This is a genomic window from Aeromicrobium stalagmiti, assembly GCF_013283745.1.
Classification (GTDB): Bacteria; Actinomycetota; Actinomycetes; order Propionibacteriales; family Nocardioidaceae; genus Aeromicrobium; species Aeromicrobium stalagmiti.
Genome location: NZ_JABSTZ010000001.1, coordinates 357,439 through 375,710 on the forward strand (window position 1 = coordinate 357,439; position 18,272 = coordinate 375,710).

Here is an 18,272-nt window from a genome sequence, read left to right on the forward strand (position 1 = left end):
GGTCTGTCAGGGGGTCAGGAGGTGGCGACGGCCACGAGGGCGTCGGCACCTTCGGCGAGCATCTCGACAGCAAGACGTTCACCGACCGCGGCGGCCTCCGAGGGGAGGCCGGTCGCGGACAGTCGGATGGTGGGCGAGCCGGAGACGTCTCCGACGACGGCACGGAGCCAGAGCTCGTCGCCGTGGTCGCCGTCGGCGATCTCGGCCAGAGCTCCCACCGGTGCACTGCAGCCAGCCTCGAGTGTTGCGAGGAGGCTTCGCTCGGCGGTGACGGCAGCACGGGTGTCGCTGTCGTCGAGCCGTTCGAGCAGGCGAATGGTCGCGTCGTCGTCGGCGCGGCACTCGCACGCCAGGGCTCCCTGCCCGGGGGCGGGGAGCATCTGGAGAGGATCGATCACTTCGGTGGCCTCGTCGGCGCGACCGAGGCGGAGCAGCCCGGCACGAGCCAGGAGCACTCCGTCGTAGTCGCCGGAGGCGATCTTCGAGATGCGGGTGTCGACGTTGCCGCGGATCGCGACGACCTCGACCCCGAGCCCGAGGGCGTTGAGCTGGGCCTCACGACGCGGCGAGCCGGTGCCGACGCGAGCGCCCTGCGGCAGCTCTCCGAGGGTCAGGCCGTCGCGGGCCACGAGCACGTCACGCGGGTCCTCGCGCCGGGGGATGGCAGCCAGCACCAGGCGAGGATCGGGGGCCGTGGGCAGGTCCTTGAGCGAGTGCACCGCGAGGTCGACGTCGCCGCGCAGCAGCGCCTCGCGCAGGGCCGCGACGAACACGCCCTGCCCACCCATCGTGGCGAGGGGGGCCGAGCTGCGGTCACCCTCGGTCGAGATCGTGACGAGCTCGACCGCGGCGCCGGTCTCGGCCGTGATGCGGTCGGCGATGTGCTGGGACTGGGTCACCGCGAGCGCGCTGGCCCGGGTGCCGAGGCGAAGTGTCGTCATGGCTTGTCACCCACCCGGGTCACGGCGTCGACGGCCGACTGATCGAGCGCGAACAGGTCGGCCAGCGCATCGGCGTAGGTCAGGCCCGCCGGTCCGTCGACCAGCTGCTGCACGCGCACGGTGGGCGCGTGGATGAGCTTCTCGGCGACACGGTGCAGCGCCTTGCGGACGTCGGCGCGCTCGTCGTCGGTGAGGTTGGGCAGACGCGACTCGATCCGGGCCTGCTCCGCGGCGACGATGTCGGTCGCCATGGTGCGCAGCGCGACGACGGTCGGCGTGATGTGCGACGCGGCCTTGGCGGCGAGGAACGTCCGGACCTCGGACTCCACGATGTCGCGCACCTGCGCGACGTCGGCCGCGAGCTCGGCGTTGGCCGACAGCTGGGAGAGGACCACGAGGTCGACGAGGTCGATGCCCTCGATCTCGCGAACCGCCGGGTCGATGTCACGCGGCAGGGCCAGGTCGATCAGGGCCATGCTGCGGCCCTCGGCGGCCTTCGCGATCCGCTCGGGGGTGAACACGACGCCGCTGGCGCCCGTGCAGCTGATCAGCACGTCGGCGGCCGACAGCTCGACGTCCATCGCCTGCCAGCGCACGGCGCTGACGCCGAACGTCGCGACGAGCGCGTAGGCGCGCTGGTAGGTGCGGTTGGCGACCATGATGCGCGTCGGGTCGACGCCGCGGTCGATCAGCGTGCGCACGGCCAGGCTGGCCATCGTGCCGGCGCCCGCGACGAGGAACCGGGTGTCGGCCGCGTCGACGACGGGCCCGGCGGCATCGAGCCCGGCCGTCACGATCGACGGGGCCAGGCGGTCGATGCCGGTCTCGGCGTGGCCGCGCTTGCCGATGCGCAGGGCCTGCTGGAACAGCGCGTTGAGGGCCGAGCCGACCGTCGACTCGGCCTGGGCGCTGTGCAGCGCCTCGCGGACCTGGCCGAGGATCTGGCTCTCCCCCAGGATCATGGAGTCCATGCCGGCGGCGACGCCGAACAGGTGGGCGACCGCGGCCTCGTCGAAGTGCACGTAGACGTGGCGGACGAAGTCGTCACGATCAAGGCCGGAGTGCTCGGCGAGCAGCCGCGAGACCTCCTCGACCGCACCGTGGAAGCGCTCGGCCTCGACGTAGATCTCGACCCGGTTGCAGGTCGAGATGACCGCCGACTCCGTGACGAACGGGGCCTCGAGCACGAGGTGCGACAGCTTGACCGACGCGTCGACGTCGAGCGAGGCGCGCTCGAGCACGTCGATCGGCGCCGACTTGTGGGACATGCCCACCACCAGGACGCTCATGCGTTGCTCACCTTCGGCTCCTTGCTGTCCGTGCCGGTCTTGCGCTGCTCGTGGTAGGCCAGGATCTGCAGCTCGACCGACAGGTCGACCTTGCGGACGTCGACCCCGTCGGGCACCTGCACGAGCGCAGGCGCGAAGTTCAGGATGCTCGTGACACCGGCGGCGACCAGACGGTCGGCGACCTGCTGGGCCGCGTCGCCGGGCGTCGCGATGACACCGATCGAGATCGACCGGTCGGCGACGATCGCGTCGAGGTCGTCGAGCGAGCTGACCGTGAGGCCCGAGACCGTGGAGCCGACCCGCTGCGGATCGGCGTCGACGAGGGCCGCGACGCGGATGCCACGCGTGCTGAAGCCCTGGTAGGCCGAGAGCGCCGAGCCGAGGTTGCCGATCCCGACGATGACGACCTCCCAGTCCTGGGTCTGCCCCATCTCGCGCGCGATCTGGTAGCGGAGGTACTCCACGTCGTAGCCGACGCCGCGCGTGCCGTAGGAGCCGAGGTAGGACAGGTCCTTGCGGAGCTTGGCGGGGTTGACCCCGGCCTTCTCGGCGAGCTCGATCGACGAGCAGGACCCGACGCCCTGCTCGGTCAGCGCGTTGAGTGCGCGCAGGTAGACCGGCAGACGGGCCACGGTGGCATCAGGGATGCCACGGGCAGTTCCGTCGGCGAGCCGAGGGCTGCGAAGAATGGTCACGGTGCTCCTGCGCTGCCGTGCTGGGGATTATCCCTTGCGGGACGGGCACGAGGCGCATCACCAGTTTAAGAGTTTGTGAACGCGTTAACAAAATCGAGACATGGTCCGGTGGTCCATGTCACACGTCATCTGCGCCTGGCGAGCGCCTTCCGCAGGCGCAGAGGATCGACCCGCCAGAAGTCGTGCTGGGCGCCGTCGATGAACGTGACGGGCACCTGCTCGGTGAACCTGGCCCGCAGATCCTCGTCGTCGTCGATGTCGACGCGCACCCAGGTGTCGCCCGTCTCGGCGCAGATCTGCGCGACCTCGGCCTCGGCCACCTCGCACAGGTGGCAGCCCTCGCGGGTGTAGACGACGACCCGCGCGTCGGACGAGTGCGCGATGGTCATGACGCGTCGAGCCCGAGGGTCTCGCTGCGCGCGAGGGCCCGCAGGCGCCCCTTCGCGACCTTGCCGGTGGCCGAGTGCGGGAGCCCTGTCACCACGACCGACCGACGCGGCTGCTTGAAGCGCGCCAGGCGGGTGCGGCAGTGCTCGTCGACGGCAGCGAGCAGCCCCGCCTCGTCGGACGCGGCATCGGGCTCGGGCACGACGAACGCGACGACGGCCTCGCCGGTCTCCTCGTCGGGCAGACCGACGACCGCGACCTGCGCGACGCCGGGCACCTCCGCGATGACGTCCTCGACCTCGAACGGGTAGACGTTGAAGCCCGACACGATGATGAGCTCACGCAGCCGGTCGACCAGCGTGAGGTCGCCGTCCTCGTCGACGAAGCCGACGTCGCCCGTGGGGTACCAGCCGTCCTCCCGCGGACCGTCGACGCCGTCGGGCCAGTAGCCGGAGAAGAGGTTGTCGCCCTTGACCCAGATCTCGGCCGGGTCGCCGGGAGCCGCGTCCAGCCCGCTCGCCTCCACGATCCGCACCTCGATGCCCGGCAGCGGTCGTCCGACCGACCCGGGCTTCGGCGGCGTGCCGGGCTCGCGGGACGAGCCCATCGTCGTGGCGATGACGGGCGCGGTCTCGGTGAGGCCGTAGCCCTGCTCGATGTACTTGCCGGACGACTCGCGGAACGACTCGGCCAGCTCCGGGTCGAGGGCGGACGCGCCCGACAGCACCATCGAGACGCTGCTGAGCTGGTCACCGAGGCCCTCGCGGCCGGCCCACGCCGCCACGACGGGTGGCGCGAGCGGGATGTTCGTGACGCCCTCCGTGCGGATCAGCTCCAGCAGGCCGCCGGGGTCGAAGCCGTCCACCATCAGCACGCAGGCGCCTTGCCGCACGGCCTGGCCGAGCACGCAGTTGAGGCCGTAGATGTGGAACATGGGCAGGAGCCCGAGGCAGACGTCGTCCGGCGCGACCGCCGGCGGGTCGAGCTGCGCGATCTGCTCGATGTTGGCGACTAGGGCCCGGTGCGTGAGCATCGCGCCGCGAGGCTTGCCGCTCGTGCCGGACGTGTAGAGGACGACGGCCAGGGCCTCGGCATCGGCGGGCGCGGCCGGCGCCGCTCCGGTCGCATCAGCCAGGAAGGCGTCGAACGCCGTCTCGCCGGCGAGCGGCTCGGCGCCGTCGACGACGATGCTGACCTGGTGCTCGTCGGTGACGGCCTCGCGCACCTGCGCCACCCCGGCCTCGTCGCAGAGCACGACGCGCGCGAGGGAGTCGGCCAGCATCCGGCCGATCTCCCGCGTCGTCGACCGGGGGTTGATCGGCACGGCGACCATGCCGCCGCGCAGGATGCCGAAGTAGGCGATCGGCAGGTCGATGCGATTGGCCATGACGACCGCGACCCGCTGCCCGGCGACCAGCCCGCGGCCGGAGAGGGCGCGGGCCACGGCGTCCGCGGACTCGTCGACCTCACGCCACGTGACCTGTCGGCGCACGTCGCGGTGCTCGACCAGCGCGACTCCGTCCGGGTCGTTCGCCGCGGCCTGGTGGAGGTAGTCACTGACATTCACCGTCACCCCCCGAGTCAACCACAGGTCGTGGTGCCCGGAGGGCGTTAGGCTCGGGCCCATGGCACGGGACGCAACACCCGATCGGCCGCGCAATCTCCAGTCGAGATCAGTGCTCGCGGGTCAGGCCTCCGCGTCCTCGTCCGAGATGGAGAGCGCCCTGTCGACGGCGCCCGACCCCACGGCGGCCGCCTTCTTCGACGTCGACAACACGATCATGCAGGGCGCGTCGATCTTCCATCTCGCGCGCGGGCTCCACCGCCGCAAGTTCTTCACGACGCGCGACATCCTCTCCGCCGCCTGGCAGCAGCTGTACTTTCGCGTCGTCGGCAGCGAGGACCCCGAGCACATCGCCAAGGCCCGCGCGACCGGGCTCGCGTTCATCGCCGGGCACAGCGTCACCGAGCTCGAGGAGATCGGCGAGGAGATCTTCGACGAGCACATGGCGGGCAAGATCTGGCCGGGGACCCGGGCCATCGCCCAGTGGCACCTCGACCGCGGCCAGCGGGTGTGGCTCGTGACCGCGGCGCCCGTCGAGATCGCGTCGGTCATCGCCCGCCGCCTGGGCCTCACGGGTGCCCTCGGCACCGTGTCGGAGCACGTCGACGGCATCTACACCGGCGCCCTCGTCGGCGAGATGCTGCACGGCGAGGGCAAGGCCGTCGCGATCCGCGAGATCGTCGAGCGCGAGGGCCTCGTGCTCGACGACTGCTACGCCTACTCCGACTCCAGCAACGACCTGCCGATGCTGTCGCTCGTCGGACACCCCTGCGCCGTCAATCCCGACGCCCACCTGAGGTCGCACGCCCGCTCCCACGGATGGCGCATCCGCGACTACCGCACCGGACGCAAGGTCGCCCTGGTCGGCGGCAAGGGCGCGGTGGCCGCTGCGGCTGCAGGCGGAACGTGGCACCTGCTGCGTCAAAAGAATAAAAAACAAAGACACTGACACCCTGCCGTCATCAGGCTAGAATCGCCGATGATCAGGGAGGGCCTGTGAGGGATGTCGTCGGCGGACTGCGCACTGCGCTGTCGCTCGCCCTCGCGATCCCGGACGACCGCTCGCTGCAGGTGGCCCTGGCCCTGGCCGACTCGCCGGCCTACGCCCCGTCCAACGGGAGCCCGGTCCCTCATGACGACAACGATCCCGAGGCCTCACGGCTACGGGCGCTCGTCGACCTCGCCAAGGAAGGCGACTCCGAGGCGTTCGGTCAGCTCTACGACCACTACGTCACCGGCGTCTTCCGGTTCATCTACTACCGCGTCGGGTCCCAGCAGCTCGCCGAGGACCTCACGAGCGAGACGTTCGTCCGCGGCCTGCGGGCGATCCAGCGCTTCAACTGGCAGGGCAAGGACTTCGGCGCCTGGCTGACGACCATCGCGCGCAACCTCGTCGCCGACCACTTCAAGTCGAGCCGGTCGCGCCTCGAGATCGTCTCCGAGACGATCCCCGAGGGCAAGACGCACGCCGCGAGCCCCGAGCAGGAGGTCCTCGCCCTCATCTCCAACGAGATGCTGTTCGAGGCCGTCAAGGCGCTGCCCAACGAGCAGCGCGACTGCATCCTCATGCGGTTCATCCAGGGTCTCTCGATCGCCCAGACCGCTGCCGCGCTCGGTCGCAGCGAGGGAGCCATCAAGCAGCTCCAGCTGCGCGCCGTGCGCAGCCTGGCCAAGTCAGTGCCGGGAGATGCCCGATGAGTCGACATCTCAGGACCTTCGTCCTGTCACCTGGCCGTAACTTCTTCACCGTCGAGTTCGTTGTTCGTCATGACATATTCACGGCAGTGAGGAACCCATCATGATCGGCCGTCGCTCATCAGACGACGCCCAGTCCTTCGAGGAGGCCTGGAACGGTCGCACGCCTCGGAACGAGCACATCGCCGATCTCGTCGCGTTCGCCGAAGGCCTCTGCGAGGCTGCCGTCGTCGAGCCGTCGATGCAGTTCCGCACCGACCTGCGCGCGCAGCTGATGACCGAGGCTGCCACGGTCCTCGTGCCCATGCCGGGCGCCTCCCGACGCCCCGTCGCCGCGCCCGTACGTGAGACGCGCTCCGGCCGTCGCCGCGTCGCCGGCCTCACCGCCGCCCTCATCGCTTCCGCCGGCGCCGTCAGCATGGTCGCCTCGAGCGCCTCCGCGGTTCCCGGCGAGATGCTCTACCCGGTCAAGCGGGGCATGGAGAACGTCGAGCTCGCCCTGCACCGCGACGACGCGTCGCGCGGGCAGTTCCAGCTGGCCCGCGCGTCAGAGCGACTCGCCGAGGCCACCACGCTCGCCGCCGGAGACGGCAGCTCCCAGCAGCGCGTCGCCGACCTGCTCGACGACTTCACGACGACCGCGACCGACGCCTGGGTGTCGATGGACGAGGCCTTCGCGGCCGACGCCTCGACCGCGACGATGCAGCGGGTCAGCACCTTCGCCCAGTCCGCCGCCCAGGAGCTGACGGCGCTGCGGTCCGCACTGCCCGCGGGGTCCAACCCCTCGTTCAGCGACGCGACCGACGTCGTCGTCGCCATGACGACCGGCGTGGCCGAGCGCTGCACGAGCTGCGGACCGGTCGACCTCGGTCAGCTGGTCAACGCGGTCACCGACGTCGCCCAGACGACACCGGCCGATCGCACACCCGCCCAGGACACCGGCACGAGCAAGCCGGCCGGCTCGAAGTCGTCCGGCTCCTCCGACTCGACCACCGGGTCCGGCGGCAGCGCTTCCCAGCCGACCCAGACGCCGACCACCACCCCGACGACGACTCCGCCGGCCGTGCCGGTCAAGACGCCGAGCCTCAGCGACGTGACCGACCCCCTGCTGGGCGGCCTGCTCGGTGACGACGAGCAGGTGGGCCTCGTGCCCGGACTGCTCAACGGCCTGCTCGGCGGCGGCAAGTAGGTCGCGCGGGGCCCTCGGGCCCCGGGGTCGTGGAAGGCTCGTGGAAGACCTCCACGCCCCCGTGACGCGTCGCCCTCAGAAGAAGGCGTTGCCCCGGTCGACGAGCAGCTTGTAGAGCGTCTGCTGGATCGTCTCGCGCACCTGGTCGGTCACGTTGAACAGCAGCATCGGGTCGTCCGCGGCCTCGGGCTCGTAGGCGTCGGTGCGCACCGGCTCGCCGAACTCGATGATCCACTTGCTCGGCAGCGGCACCATGCCGAGCGGACCGAGCAGCGGGAAGAAGGGCGTGATCGGCAGGTAGGGCAGGCCGAGCAGCCGGGCCAACGAGGGGACGTTGCCCACGAGCGGGTAGATCTCCTCGGCGCCCACGATCGAGACGGGCACGATCGGCACACCGGCCCGCATCGCGGACGACACGAATCCGCCGCGCCCGAACCGCTGCAGCTTGTAGCGCTCGGCGAACGGCTTGCCGATGCCCTTGAAGCCCTCGGGCCACACGCCGGCGAGCTCGCCGCTGGTCAGCAGGCGCTCCGCGTCCTCCTGGCACGCGAGGGTCGCGCCGACCTTGCGGGCGACCTGGCCGACGATCGGAAGCGAGAACACGAGGTCGGCGCCCAGCGGGCGCAGGTGGCGGCCGGCGTACTTCTTGACCGCGTAGCCGGTGATCAGACCGTCGAGCGGGACGGTGCCCGAGTGGTTGGCGACCAGCAGGGCGCCGCCGTCCTCGGGGATGTTCTCGATGCCCCTGACCTCGAGGCGGAACCACTTCTCGGCGATCGGCTCGACCGCGGCGCTGAGCACCTCGGCGATCTGCGGGTCGAAGCCGAACTCGTCGATCTCGTAGTCGCCGCTGAGGCGCTTGCGCACCGTGGCCAGCAGCGTAGCGATGCGCGACTCCCAGTCGGTGCCGAGCACGCGCTGGGCCGCCTGGACGACCGCGACGACGATCTCGTCGAGCGGGATGCCGGCCGACAACGGTGCGGCCCCGGCCGTGCGGGTGCGGCGGGCGGCCTCCTCGGCCGCCGCGGCAGCGGCTGCTGCGGCGTCTTCGTCGGTGACGGCGCGCAGGCGGGGCTTCTCCGCGGCAGGAGGCGGCTGCGACGCAGCGGGCTTGGCGCCGGCCGGCTTCTTGGCGGCCGGCTTCTTGGCAGCGGGTGCCTTCCTGGGCGTGACCTTCTTGACCGGGACCGGCTCGGTGACCTTCTTCTTGGCGACGGCCTTGCGCGGCGCAGCACTGCCACCGGCCAGCGAGCGGGCTGCTGCCGACGGCGACGTCTCGCGGTTGCCGCGGCCCGGTGTGCCGCCGGAGCCGATCGTCTTGCGCTCGTCGGTCATGGACGTCCTCCGATCGAGGCGAGGAGGCCGGGGCGCAGCGAGGCACGGAACTCCTCGAACGTCTCCTGCGAGCTCTGGGTCAGGTCGTAGCCGAAGATGTCGCGCAACGCCGAGGTGTCGACCGCACGCCCGAACGTGAGCAGGCGGTGCAGGTCGGGCGGGATGTCGGAGCCCATCGCACGGATGAACCGTCGGGCAGCCATCGCGAAACCGACCGGCGGCAGCGGGATCGTCGGCCGGCCCATACGGCGTGCGGCCTGGCTCAGCAGGACGACCCCGTTGCCGGCGGCGTTGAAGGTGCCGGGTCGATCGTTGACCACGGACTCGGAGAGGATCGCGAGGGCGTCCTCGAGGCCGAGGAACTGCAGCCTCGGGTCGAAGCCGAGCACCGTCGGGAGCACGGGGTTGCTGAAGTAGTTGCGCATCGGGGTGTCGACGTCGGGGTGCAGCACCTGCGCCGCCCGGATCGTCGTGATGATGACCTCGGGCCGACGGCGGGAGAACCCTCGCACGTACGACTCGACCTCGACGATGTCCTTGGGGAATCCGGTGCGGACGCCGTTGCGGGCCAGGAGCGACTCGTTGAACATCGCCGGGTCACGCGGCGACGAGCCGTAGACCGCGGTGGACGAGCCCAGCACGAGCTTGCGCACCGTCGAGGAACGCTGGCACGCGGCCAGCAGCTGCATCGTGCCGATGACGTTGAGCTCCTTGGCGCCACCGATCCGACCGCGCTGCGGCGGGTTGACGTCGAGGTGCACGACGGTGTCGACCTCGTCGACGGCGATGACCTTGCCGATGACCGGGGTGCGGATGTCAGCGCGGACGAACTTGACCTTGCCGAGGTCGGCATCGGGCAGGATCGTGTCGATGCCGATGACCCGCTCGATGCCTGAGCCCTCGCCAAGGTCAGCGAGCCGCCGCGCGAACTTCGACGCGAACGAGCCCGCCACACCCGTGACAAGGACGACCCGGCTCATGTGGGACTACTTGCCCAGACGACGACGCTGCACTCGGGTGCGCTTCAGCATCTTGCGGTGCTTCTTCTTCGACATCCGCTTGCGACGCTTCTTGATGACTGAACCCACGGGTCACTTCACTTCTGGTCTGGCCACGCGGAGGTGGCAGGTGTGCACTTGAGACTGCTCGCCACGACGGCGGCCGCGGGCAGAAACGCCCTGCGCCCCCGGTGGCGGCTGAGCCTCAGCCTACACGTGTGCCTCGGTCGACACTGCTGCCGACCGGGGAGGTGGACGCGGCGGCGCCCGGCGGACGACTCGGGTCAGCCGGCCTGGAAGTAGGACTTGCCCAGGAACTCGGTGACGGCGTGCTCGGGCACACGGAACGAGCGTCCGACGCGGACGGCCTCGAGCTCGCCGGAGTGGACGAGACGGTAGACCGTCATCTTCGAGACGCGCATCTGACCTGCCACTTCGGCGACGGTCAAGAACGTCGGTCCGGATGCCATGTCACCACCTGCTTCCTGAGGGGCACGCGCGCTCTCTGGCTTCCCCACCAGAGAAACAGCGCGCGTGCCTTGGTTGAGACTAGTGCCTCGCGATGCTGCAGGGACAGTAGTTGTCCAAAATCGGCTCAGGTGGGACGCGTCACGCGATTCGGCCCGTCACGGCAGGGGGTCGAGGCCGTTGAGCGGGAAGACCGCCTCGCGGGTCGCGTGGATCGAGCGGTCGAGCCAGCTCGCGGGGTCGTAGCCCTGCTCCCAGGCCCGGTAGCCGACCGCCCGGCCGTCGGTCATCCGCTGTGGTCCGGGGGCTCCCCGCATCTGCTCGATGCGGTGCCGCCAGCCGTCGGGCGTGAGCGACTGCGGGTCGAGCGGGGCGCCGGCCACGATCGCGAGCAGGTGCGCCCAGGCCCGCGGGACCACGTCCATGACGGCATATCCCCCACCACCCGTGGCGACCCACTTGCCGTCGCACACCTCCTCGGCGAGGGACTTCAGGGCCAGGTAGGACGCCCGCTGCCCGTCGACGCTCAGCATGAGGTTGGTCAGCGGGTCGTCCATGTGCGAGTCGCAGCCGTGCTGCGTGACGAGGATGTCGGGCGCGAACTCCCGGACCAGGGGCGGGACGACGGCGTGGAACGCGCGCAGCCAGCCGGCGTCGGACGTGCCCGGGGGCAGCGGCACGTTGACCGCGGAGCCCTCGGCACCCTCGCCGCCGATCTCCGTCGAGAACCCGGTGCCGGGAAACAGCGTCTGGGGACCCTCGTGGATCGAGATCGTGAGGACCCGCGGGTCGTTCCAGAACATCCGCTGCACGCCGTCGCCGTGGTGCGCGTCGACGTCGACGTAGACGACCTTCTCGGCCCCGTTGTCGAGGAGCCAGCGGATCGCGAGCGCGACGTCGTTGTAGATGCAGAAGCCGCTCGCGTTGCCCGGCATCGCGTGGTGCAGGCCGCCGCTGATGTTGATGGCCCGTGGCGCCGCTCCCGTCCAGACGCGGCGCGCGGCCTCGACGCTCGCGCCGGCGATCAGGGCGCTCGCCTCGTGCATGCGCGCGAAGACCGGGTTGTCCTCGGACCCCAGTCCCACCGACAGGTCGGTGTAGGTCGGGTGGTCGCTGAGCTTGTGGACCTTCTCGATGTACGACGCGGAGTGGATCAGGTGCAGCTCGTCGTCGGTGGCCGGTGCGGCACCGACGACGTCGAGGCCCTCGACGATGCCGAGCTCACGGGCGAGGTCCATCGTGAGCTCGACGCGGACCGGTGCCATGGGGTGCGTCTGGCCGAAGTTGTAGTCGGTCAGGTGCTCGTCGAAGACGACGCACGCGCGATCGTCGGCAGCACCGGTGCTCTGGGTCACACCTGCAGCCTATGCCGGGCCCGAGAGCTCAGCCGAGCGGGCCGCGCAGGCGAGCACCCCGGCCACCAGGCCGTCCTTCACGCCACGGTCGTCGAACGTCGTGATCGCGGCATGGGTCGTGCCGTTGGGCGACGTCACGCGGCGGCGGAGCTCCTCGGCGCTGTCGCCCGACTCCGCCAGCAGCTTGGCCGCCCCGACGAGGGTCTGGGCGGCGAGCGTGCGGGCCGTCCCGGGGTCGAGGCCGGCCTCGACCCCGCCGGCGATCATCGCCTCGGCGAGATAGAAGACGTAGGCGGGACCGGAGCCCGAGACCGCCGTGACGGCGTCCTGCCGGCTCTCGTCGACCACGACGACCTTGCCACCCGACTCCAGCAGGGTCACGACGGCGGCCAGCTGCTCGTCGCTCACCGACGAGCCCGGCGAGATGCCGAACATCCCCTCGCCGACGAGAGCAGGGGTGTTGGGCATCGCCCGCACGACCGCGACGCCGCCGGGGAGGGCCGCCGTCATCGTGGCGATCGTGATGCCGGCGGCGAGCGAGACGACTGTCGCGCCGGGGCGGACCGAGCCGGCGATCTCCTCGAGCAGCGACGGCACGTCCTGCGGCTTGACCACCAGGAGGACGACATCGGCTCCGGCGGCAGCGGCGGCGTTGCCCGTCACCTCGACACCGTAGGACTCGCGGAGCTCGGCCGCGCGGTCGTCGCGCTTCTCGCTGATGACGAGGTCTGCGGTCGGGTGTCCGGAGGAGAGGATCGCCGACAGGAGGGTCTCCCCCATCACGCCGGCGCCGAGGATCGCGATCCGTGAGGTCATACGCCTCACACTAGTGTCGGGGGCGTGCGCCTTCGTCCCGACCCGTTCATCGTGGGACTCCTGCTCTCCGCCCTGGTCGCGTCGTTCGTGCCGGCGACCGGCGATGCCCTGGAGGTGCTCAAGCACGTCGCCGTCGCCGCGATCGGGCTGCTGTTCTTCCTCTACGGCACCCGCCTGTCGACCGCCGAGACCGTCGCCGGCCTGACCCGGTGGCGCCTGCACCTGGTCATCCTCGCCACGACGTTCGTCGTGTTCCCGCTGCTGGGCCTGGCGACCCAGCTGCTCGAGGGCAACCTCCTGCGGCCCTCGCTGGCCAGCGGCGTCCTGCTCCTGTGCCTCGTGCCGTCGACCGTGCAGTCGTGCGTCGTCTACACCCAGATCGCCGGCGGCAACGTCGCCGGTGCAGTGGTCAGCGCCTCGATGTCCAACCTCCTGGGCGTCTTCCTCACCCCGGCACTGGTCGCGCTTCTGATGGCAGCCGACGCCTCGGTCGACGCGGGCTCCATCATCAGGATCGTCCTGCAGCTGTTCGTCCCGTTCGTCCTCGGCCAGCTGCTGCGTCCCTGGCTGGGCGGGTTCGTGACGCGCCACGACAGCCGGCTCAAGCTGTTCGACCGGGGCAGCATCCTGCTCGTCGTGTTCGTCGCGTTCAGCGAGGGTGCCGAGGCGCACATCTGGTCGTCGCTCAGCGTCTGGTCGATCCTCGCGGTGGCGCTGGTGTGCGCGGTCCTGCTGGCCGTGGCGATGGGGTGGGCGGTCCTCGTCGGACGCCTGGCCCGGCTGCCGCGGGCCGATCGCGTGGCGGTGCTGTTCTGCGGCTCCAACAAGTCGCTCGCCAGCGGTCTGCCGATCGCGTCGGTGCTGTTCGCCGGCAGCAACGTGGCGCTGATCGTCCTGCCGCTGATGCTCTATCACCAGATGCAGATCATCACCGGCGCCGTCCTCGCCAAGCGCCTCGCCCGCCCCACCCGCTGAGCTGGCGCACCGCCTCAGCGGTGGTCGCCGGTGACGGCCAGGCCCACGCCCAGACCGATCATCGAGGTGCCGCCGACGACGCCCATCGCTGCACCCCGTCGCGGAGACGCGTTGAACCACGTCCGCAGCTGGCTCGCGATGACGGCCCAGAGGGAGTCGGACGCGAGCCCGATGACGACGGCCACCAGGCCCAGCAGGAGCATCTGCACCGGGACGTGACCGCTCTCGCGGACCACGAACTGCGGGAGCACCGCGCCGAAGATCATGAACGCCTTCGGGTTGGAGACGCCCACGACGAAACCCTGTCGGACGACGGTCGCCCACGAGAGCGACGGCGGGCCGCCCTCCCCGGCATCGCGCACGACGAACCCCGACCGGTGCCGGATCGCCTGCACGCCGAGCCACACCAGGAAGGCCGCGCCGGCGAGCTTGAGGACCGTGAACACCACGATCGACTCCTGCACGACCGCACCGAGCCCGAGGGCCACCAGCACGACGACCAGGAGCAGCCCGAGGGTGTTGCCGAGCACCGTGGCCAGGGCGACCCCGCGCCCGTACGCCAGTGCGCGACCGATCACGAACACGACGCTGGGTCCCGGGATCGCGATGAGCACGAACGCCGCGAGGCCGAACGTGAGCAGCTGGTCGCCGGTGATCATGACCGGCATCCTAGGTCAGACGGCAGCGTGCAGGCGCGTGAACGCCAGCGCCTCCAGGAGGTCGGCCTCGCGCTCGGCCGGGTCCTTGGCCTTGCGGGTGTTGATCTCGACGACGATCTCGCCGGTGAACCCGGAGGCCGCGACGGCGGACAGGAACTCCTCGCACGGCTGGGTGCCACGGCCGGGGATCATGTGCTCGTCCTTCGCCGACCCGGAGCCGTCGGCGATGTGCACGTGCGCCAGGCGCGGGCCGAGCGCCTCGGCCATCGCCACGGGGTCGCCGCCGGCGGTCGAGCTGTGCGAGAGGTCGAGGGTCACGTGGGCGTAGTCCTGCTCGACGGGGTCCCAGCCCGGGGCGTATGCCTGGAACTCACGCTTGCCGGTGCGCCACGGATACATGTTCTCGACGGCGTAGGTGATGCCGTGCTGCTGCTCGAGGTCGGCGATGCCCTCGACGAACGTCCTGGCGTAGTCGCGCTGCCAGCGGAACGGAGGGTGCACCACGACGACCGAGGCGCCGACCTCGTGGGCCATCTCGGCGCTGCGGTGCAGCTTGCCCCACGGGTCGCTGCCCCACACCCGCTGCGTCACGAGCAGGCAGGGTGAGTGGACCGAGACCACCGGGAGCTCGTGGAACGCGCTCAGCGCCTTGATCGCGGTGATGTCGGCGCTGACGTCGTCGATGCCGACCATGACCTCGACCCCGTCGTAGCCGAGCCGGGCAGCCGCCTCGAACCCGCTCGCGGTCGACCCCGGATAGACCGAGGAGGTCGAGAGGGAGACGCGGAGGGGATCAGGCACGACTCCCACTGTAGGGCGGAGGGATGAATCGACGGGTCAGAGACCGTCGAGATGCTCCAGCAGGACGCCTTCGCGCAACGCCCACGGGCAGATCTCGAGCTCGGTCAGGTCGAAGAGGTCCATCGTCGCCTCGGCCACGATCGCACCGGCCTGGATCTGGTGGGCCCGGTCCGGCGAGACGCCCGGCAGGTGCAGGACGCCGTCGGCCGGCAGGGTCCGCAGCTGCTCGACGAGGGGCGACAGGTCGCGCTTGTGGAGGACCCGGCGGACGAAGCGTCCCTCCGACGACGGCGCCGCACCACAGATGCGGGCCAGCGACCGGAACGTCTTGCTGGTGGCCACCGCACGATCGAACGAGCCGCCACGCAGCACGGCACCCGCCTCGTCGGCGATCGTCGCCCGCACGTGCAGCCGCAGCTCGGCCTGGCTGCGGCCGGCGTCGAGCCACTCCCGGGTGAGCCGTCCGGCGCCGAGCGCCATCGACTGGGCGACGTCGGGCGACTCGTCGGAGCCGGCGCCGATCTCGAGCGAGCCTCCGCCGATGTCGAAGACTCCGAGTCGACCGGCCGACCAGCCGAACCAGCGGCGCACCGCGAGGAACGTCAGCCGTGCCTCGTCCTCGCCAGCCAGCACCTGCAGGTCGACCCCGCTGGACTCGGTGACCCGCGCGATGACGTCGTCGGCGTTGACAGCGTCGCGCACGGCCGACGTCGCGAATGCCAGGATCGTCGTGCAGCCCTTGTCCTCGGCCTCGGCACGCGCCTCGATGACGTACTTGACGAGCCGCGAGATGCCCTCCTCGGTGACCGCGTTGTCAGCGTCGAGGTGCTCCGCGAGACGCAGCGGCTCCTTGTAGGAGTGCGCCGCGACCGGGGGGCCGCCGCGGAACGCGTCGACCACCAGGAGGTGCCCGGTGTTGGATCCGATGTCGAGGACGCCCATGCGCATGCGCCCCATTCTGGCACTCCCCGGTGGCCGGGCCGGGTGCGGCAAGGCCGGATAGACTCCAGCGGATGCCAGAAGTCGAGCTCGGATTCCCACGGACGTACGTGGAGTTCGCCCATCCCACCGATGCGGACGAGGTCTTCCGCTGCGACCTGACCTGGCTCACGTCGCGCTGGACCTGCATCTTCGGGCAGGGCTGCCCCGGCATCTACGAGAGCAGTCCCGAGGCCGGGTGCTGCACGCTGGGCGCACACTTCGCCGACGACGAGGACGCCGAGCGCACCCGGGCGGTCATGGAGCGACTCACCCCCGAGCAGTGGGAGAACCACGACGAGGGCCACCGCGGCGGCTGGACCGAGAAGGACGACGACGGCGAGCTCAAGACCCGCGCCTTCGAGGGCGCGTGCATCTTCCACAACTCCCGCGGCTTCGAGGGCGGCTACGGCTGCGCGCTGCACGGACACGCCCTCGCCAACGACCTCTTGCCCCACACCGTCAAGCCCGACGTCTGCTGGCAGCTGCCGCTGCGTCGACAGTTCCGCGACGTCGACCGCGGCGACGGCACGACCTACACCGAGACCCAGATCGGCGAGTACACCCGCGCAGGCTGGGGACCCGGCGGTGCCGACCTCGACTGGTACTGCTCGTCCAACACCGAGGCGCACGTCGGGACCGAGCCCGTCTACGTGTCCAACCGCGACGAGCTGACGGCCCTGATGGGCGAGGCCGGCTATGCCGAGCTGGCCCGTCATTGCAGGGACCACGAGGCTCGCGGGGCCAATACACCACACCTCGCCGACCCCCTGCGCTGACCCCCTGACCCACCGTGATCCGCTGCTGGGTCAGAATGCCGTATGCATCTCGATCACGTATCTTTTGCCGTCGGCGCCGATGGTCTCGCCGGCACGACCGCCGAGCTCGGTCGTCTGCTCGGTGCGACGTTCGTCGACGGCGGTGCCCACCCCCGCTTCGGCACCCGCAACATGATCCTGCCGCTCAAGAACCGCCAGTACCTCGAAGTCGTCGAGGTGCTCGACCACCCGGCGTCCGACAAGGCCGCGTTCGGCCAGGCCGTGCGCGAGCGCTCCAACGCCGGTGGCGGCTGGATGGCGTGGTGCGTCTCGGTCGACGAGATGACCGAGGTCGAGCACCGCATCGGTCGCCACGCGGTGCCCGGCAACCGTCGCCGCCCCGACGGGTTCAACCTGCAGTGGCGCCAGATCGGCACCAGCAGCATGCGTGCCGACCCGCAGCTGCCCTACGTCACGTGCTGGGACATCGACCCGGCGGAGCACCCGTCGCAGATGGCCGACTCCGAGATCGAGCTCGTCGCGATGGACATCGCCGGATCGCCGCAGCGTCTCTCCGACTGGCTCGGTGAGCCTGCCGTCGACGCGCTGGAGCAGATCGACGTTAACTGGACGGCCCCGCACGGACTGCCCGGCATCATGGCGCTGACGTTCAGGACCCCCGCGGGCGACATCAGGATCTGACCCGGCCCGCTCCCTGCTGGTGCGCCAGCTCCAGCTGGGGCGCCACCTCGGTGAGCCGTCCCCGCTGCCACAGCGCGTGCACGACGACTCCGGCGATGAGCGACCCCACCGCCCCGAGCGTCATGTCGCTCAGGGTGTCGGCATACGCGCCCAGTCGTTCCGGCGACCACCGCAGGAACGCGAAGTACTCCGCGATCTCCCAGACGAGCGCGGCGCTGACGCCGAACGCGATCGCCCGCTCGACCACGGCTCCGAGCGATGACGAGCGGTGCATCGTCAGGAGGATGACCGCGGCGGTCAGCAGGCCGGTGTTGGCGAAGTGCATCACGTTGTCGAACGACTCGATCGAGTCGTAGAAGTCGAGCTGGTTGCCGAGGGTGTCGGTGAGGCAGGCGATCGTGATCAGGAAGTCGGCGGCCCACGGGAACGACGCCCGTTGGCGCCACCACACGAGCCACACGATCGGCACGGCGAACGCGGCGAGCGGGTAGCTGACGGCACGCGGCACGAGGCCCTTGCCGTCGAGGTTGCCGAACCCCGGGATCATGACCGCGAGCGTCAGCAGCGCGACGAGACCGGCCTTGGCCGCCAGGTCGAACGACCGGATGAACGACGGAGCCTCGTAGCGGGTGATCACGGCGGCAGACGTCACCGACCGAGTCTAGGC

Annotated in this window: 21 protein-coding genes; 6 read left to right on the forward strand and 15 right to left on the reverse strand. The window is 70.8% G+C overall.

Going from position 1 to position 18,272, the window contains the following annotated elements; all coding sequences use genetic code 11:
- Positions 1 to 14 precede the first annotated feature (14 nt).
- From hemC to HQK15_RS01765, 5 genes are all read right to left on the reverse strand, one after another.
- Positions 15 to 941, reverse strand: coding sequence for a hydroxymethylbilane synthase (hemC, locus tag HQK15_RS01745; protein ID WP_173489710.1), 927 nt, complete (start codon positions 939 to 941; stop codon positions 15 to 17).
- On the reverse strand, positions 938 to 2,230 hold the full coding sequence (locus HQK15_RS01750) for a glutamyl-tRNA reductase (protein WP_173489711.1): 1,293 nt from the start codon (positions 2,228 to 2,230) through the stop codon (positions 938 to 940). The genes hemC and HQK15_RS01750 overlap by 4 nt, the downstream gene beginning before the upstream one ends.
- The gene (locus tag HQK15_RS01755; protein ID WP_173489712.1) at positions 2,227 to 2,925 is read right to left on the reverse strand and encodes a redox-sensing transcriptional repressor Rex; all 699 of its coding nucleotides are present in this window, start codon (positions 2,923 to 2,925) and stop codon (positions 2,227 to 2,229) included. Before HQK15_RS01755 ends, HQK15_RS01750 begins: the two co-directional genes overlap by 4 nt.
- A gap of 125 nt (positions 2,926 to 3,050) precedes the next feature.
- Entirely contained in the window at positions 3,051 to 3,314 is a 264-nt protein-coding gene (locus HQK15_RS01760) for a glutaredoxin family protein (protein ID WP_173489713.1), read from the reverse strand.
- The gene (locus HQK15_RS01765) at positions 3,311 to 4,885 is read right to left on the reverse strand and encodes a class I adenylate-forming enzyme family protein (protein ID WP_367649023.1); all 1,575 of its coding nucleotides are present in this window, start codon (positions 4,883 to 4,885) and stop codon (positions 3,311 to 3,313) included. The genes HQK15_RS01760 and HQK15_RS01765 overlap by 4 nt, the downstream gene beginning before the upstream one ends.
- A 52-nt stretch (positions 4,886 to 4,937) precedes the next feature.
- On the opposite strand from HQK15_RS01765, the gene HQK15_RS01770 reads away from it, so the two are divergent.
- The 3 genes from HQK15_RS01770 (at position 4,938) to HQK15_RS01780 (ending at position 7,760) form a co-directional block, all read left to right on the forward strand.
- Positions 4,938 to 5,825, forward strand: a complete 888-nt coding sequence (locus HQK15_RS01770; RefSeq protein WP_173489715.1) for an HAD family hydrolase — start codon at positions 4,938 to 4,940, stop codon at positions 5,823 to 5,825.
- A 47-nt stretch (positions 5,826 to 5,872) separates the two neighbouring features.
- On the forward strand, positions 5,873 to 6,574 hold the full coding sequence (locus HQK15_RS01775) for a sigma-70 family RNA polymerase sigma factor (RefSeq protein ID WP_173489716.1): 702 nt from the start codon (positions 5,873 to 5,875) through the stop codon (positions 6,572 to 6,574).
- A 100-nt stretch (positions 6,575 to 6,674) separates the two neighbouring features.
- The gene (locus HQK15_RS01780; RefSeq protein WP_173489717.1) at positions 6,675 to 7,760 is read left to right on the forward strand and encodes a DUF5667 domain-containing protein; all 1,086 of its coding nucleotides are present in this window, start codon (positions 6,675 to 6,677) and stop codon (positions 7,758 to 7,760) included.
- A gap of 75 nt (positions 7,761 to 7,835) precedes the next feature.
- On the opposite strand, the gene HQK15_RS01785 is transcribed toward HQK15_RS01780, so the two are convergent.
- From HQK15_RS01785 to proC, 6 genes are all read right to left on the reverse strand, one after another.
- Positions 7,836 to 9,095 carry a lysophospholipid acyltransferase family protein gene (locus HQK15_RS01785; protein ID WP_173489718.1) on the reverse strand — a complete coding sequence of 420 codons (1,260 nt, stop codon included), beginning with the start codon at positions 9,093 to 9,095 and terminating at the stop codon, positions 7,836 to 7,838.
- The gene (locus tag HQK15_RS01790) at positions 9,092 to 10,075 is read right to left on the reverse strand and encodes an NAD-dependent epimerase/dehydratase family protein (protein WP_173489719.1); all 984 of its coding nucleotides are present in this window, start codon (positions 10,073 to 10,075) and stop codon (positions 9,092 to 9,094) included. Before HQK15_RS01790 ends, HQK15_RS01785 begins: the two co-directional genes overlap by 4 nt.
- Before the next feature lie 6 nt (positions 10,076 to 10,081).
- A complete protein-coding gene (locus tag HQK15_RS01795; RefSeq protein WP_019143756.1) occupies positions 10,082 to 10,183 on the reverse strand; it encodes a 30S ribosomal protein bS22 in 102 nt (33 codons plus the stop codon).
- Between the two features lie 194 nt (positions 10,184 to 10,377).
- Positions 10,378 to 10,563 (reverse strand): helix-turn-helix domain-containing protein, encoded by a 186-nt coding sequence (locus tag HQK15_RS01800; RefSeq protein WP_173489720.1) that lies wholly within the window; start codon positions 10,561 to 10,563, stop codon positions 10,378 to 10,380.
- A gap of 156 nt (positions 10,564 to 10,719) precedes the next feature.
- Complete coding sequence (locus HQK15_RS01805; RefSeq protein ID WP_367649025.1) at positions 10,720 to 11,916, reverse strand: acetoin utilization protein AcuC; 1,197 nt, start codon at positions 11,914 to 11,916, stop codon at positions 10,720 to 10,722.
- Between the two features lie 9 nt (positions 11,917 to 11,925).
- Positions 11,926 to 12,732, reverse strand: coding sequence for a pyrroline-5-carboxylate reductase (proC, locus tag HQK15_RS01810; protein ID WP_173489721.1), 807 nt, complete (start codon positions 12,730 to 12,732; stop codon positions 11,926 to 11,928).
- A 24-nt stretch (positions 12,733 to 12,756) separates the two neighbouring features.
- Here proC and HQK15_RS01815 point away from each other — a divergent pair, with 24 nt between their 5' ends.
- The gene (locus HQK15_RS01815; RefSeq protein ID WP_173489722.1) at positions 12,757 to 13,707 is read left to right on the forward strand and encodes a bile acid:sodium symporter family protein; all 951 of its coding nucleotides are present in this window, start codon (positions 12,757 to 12,759) and stop codon (positions 13,705 to 13,707) included.
- 14 nt (positions 13,708 to 13,721) lie between these two features.
- On the opposite strand, the gene HQK15_RS01820 is transcribed toward HQK15_RS01815, so the two are convergent.
- The 3 genes from HQK15_RS01820 to HQK15_RS01830 are packed head-to-tail and all read right to left on the reverse strand — an operon-like array spanning position 13,722 to position 16,115.
- Complete coding sequence (locus HQK15_RS01820; protein WP_173489723.1) at positions 13,722 to 14,366, reverse strand: LysE family translocator; 645 nt, start codon at positions 14,364 to 14,366, stop codon at positions 13,722 to 13,724.
- A gap of 15 nt (positions 14,367 to 14,381) precedes the next feature.
- Positions 14,382 to 15,167 (reverse strand): sugar phosphate isomerase/epimerase family protein, encoded by a 786-nt coding sequence (locus HQK15_RS01825; protein WP_367649027.1) that lies wholly within the window; start codon positions 15,165 to 15,167, stop codon positions 14,382 to 14,384.
- A gap of 36 nt (positions 15,168 to 15,203) precedes the next feature.
- Positions 15,204 to 16,115 (reverse strand): Ppx/GppA phosphatase family protein, encoded by a 912-nt coding sequence (locus tag HQK15_RS01830; protein WP_173489725.1) that lies wholly within the window; start codon positions 16,113 to 16,115, stop codon positions 15,204 to 15,206.
- A gap of 65 nt (positions 16,116 to 16,180) precedes the next feature.
- Between HQK15_RS01830 and HQK15_RS01835 the strand changes: the two genes are divergently transcribed.
- Together HQK15_RS01835 and HQK15_RS01840 are read left to right on the forward strand one after the other, a co-directional pair.
- Entirely contained in the window at positions 16,181 to 16,924 is a 744-nt protein-coding gene (locus tag HQK15_RS01835; RefSeq protein ID WP_173489726.1) for a DUF3109 family protein, read from the forward strand.
- Positions 16,925 to 16,966: 42 nt separating this feature from the next.
- On the forward strand, positions 16,967 to 17,605 hold the full coding sequence (locus tag HQK15_RS01840) for a VOC family protein (RefSeq protein ID WP_173489727.1): 639 nt from the start codon (positions 16,967 to 16,969) through the stop codon (positions 17,603 to 17,605).
- On the opposite strand, the gene HQK15_RS01845 is transcribed toward HQK15_RS01840, so the two are convergent.
- Complete coding sequence (locus tag HQK15_RS01845; RefSeq protein WP_173489728.1) at positions 17,595 to 18,257, reverse strand: DUF2238 domain-containing protein; 663 nt, start codon at positions 18,255 to 18,257, stop codon at positions 17,595 to 17,597. The genes HQK15_RS01840 and HQK15_RS01845 overlap by 11 nt on opposite strands.
- Positions 18,258 to 18,272 lie beyond the last annotated feature (15 nt).

Excerpts from the sequence above, each read along its gene's own strand:
- hemC (WP_173489710.1), bottom strand. The coding sequence starts at position 941 with ATGACGACACTTCGCCTCGGCACCCGGGCCAGCGCGCTCGCGGTGACC.
- HQK15_RS01750 (WP_173489711.1), bottom strand. The coding sequence starts at position 2,230 with ATGAGCGTCCTGGTGGTGGGCATGTCCCACAAGTCGGCGCCGATCGAC.
- HQK15_RS01760 (WP_173489713.1), bottom strand. The coding sequence starts at position 3,314 with ATGACCATCGCGCACTCGTCCGACGCGCGGGTCGTCGTCTACACCCGC.
- HQK15_RS01770 (WP_173489715.1), top strand. The coding sequence starts at position 4,938 with ATGGCACGGGACGCAACACCCGATCGGCCGCGCAATCTCCAGTCGAGA.
- HQK15_RS01780 (WP_173489717.1), top strand. The coding sequence starts at position 6,675 with ATGATCGGCCGTCGCTCATCAGACGACGCCCAGTCCTTCGAGGAGGCC.
- HQK15_RS01785 (WP_173489718.1), bottom strand. The coding sequence starts at position 9,095 with ATGACCGACGAGCGCAAGACGATCGGCTCCGGCGGCACACCGGGCCGC.
- HQK15_RS01790 (WP_173489719.1), bottom strand. The coding sequence starts at position 10,075 with ATGAGCCGGGTCGTCCTTGTCACGGGTGTGGCGGGCTCGTTCGCGTCG.
- HQK15_RS01800 (WP_173489720.1), bottom strand. The coding sequence starts at position 10,563 with ATGGCATCCGGACCGACGTTCTTGACCGTCGCCGAAGTGGCAGGTCAG.
- proC (WP_173489721.1), bottom strand. The coding sequence starts at position 12,732 with ATGACCTCACGGATCGCGATCCTCGGCGCCGGCGTGATGGGGGAGACC.
- HQK15_RS01820 (WP_173489723.1), bottom strand. The coding sequence starts at position 14,366 with ATGATCACCGGCGACCAGCTGCTCACGTTCGGCCTCGCGGCGTTCGTG.
- HQK15_RS01830 (WP_173489725.1), bottom strand. The coding sequence starts at position 16,115 with ATGCGCATGGGCGTCCTCGACATCGGATCCAACACCGGGCACCTCCTG.
- HQK15_RS01835 (WP_173489726.1), top strand. The coding sequence starts at position 16,181 with ATGCCAGAAGTCGAGCTCGGATTCCCACGGACGTACGTGGAGTTCGCC.
- HQK15_RS01840 (WP_173489727.1), top strand. The coding sequence starts at position 16,967 with ATGCATCTCGATCACGTATCTTTTGCCGTCGGCGCCGATGGTCTCGCC.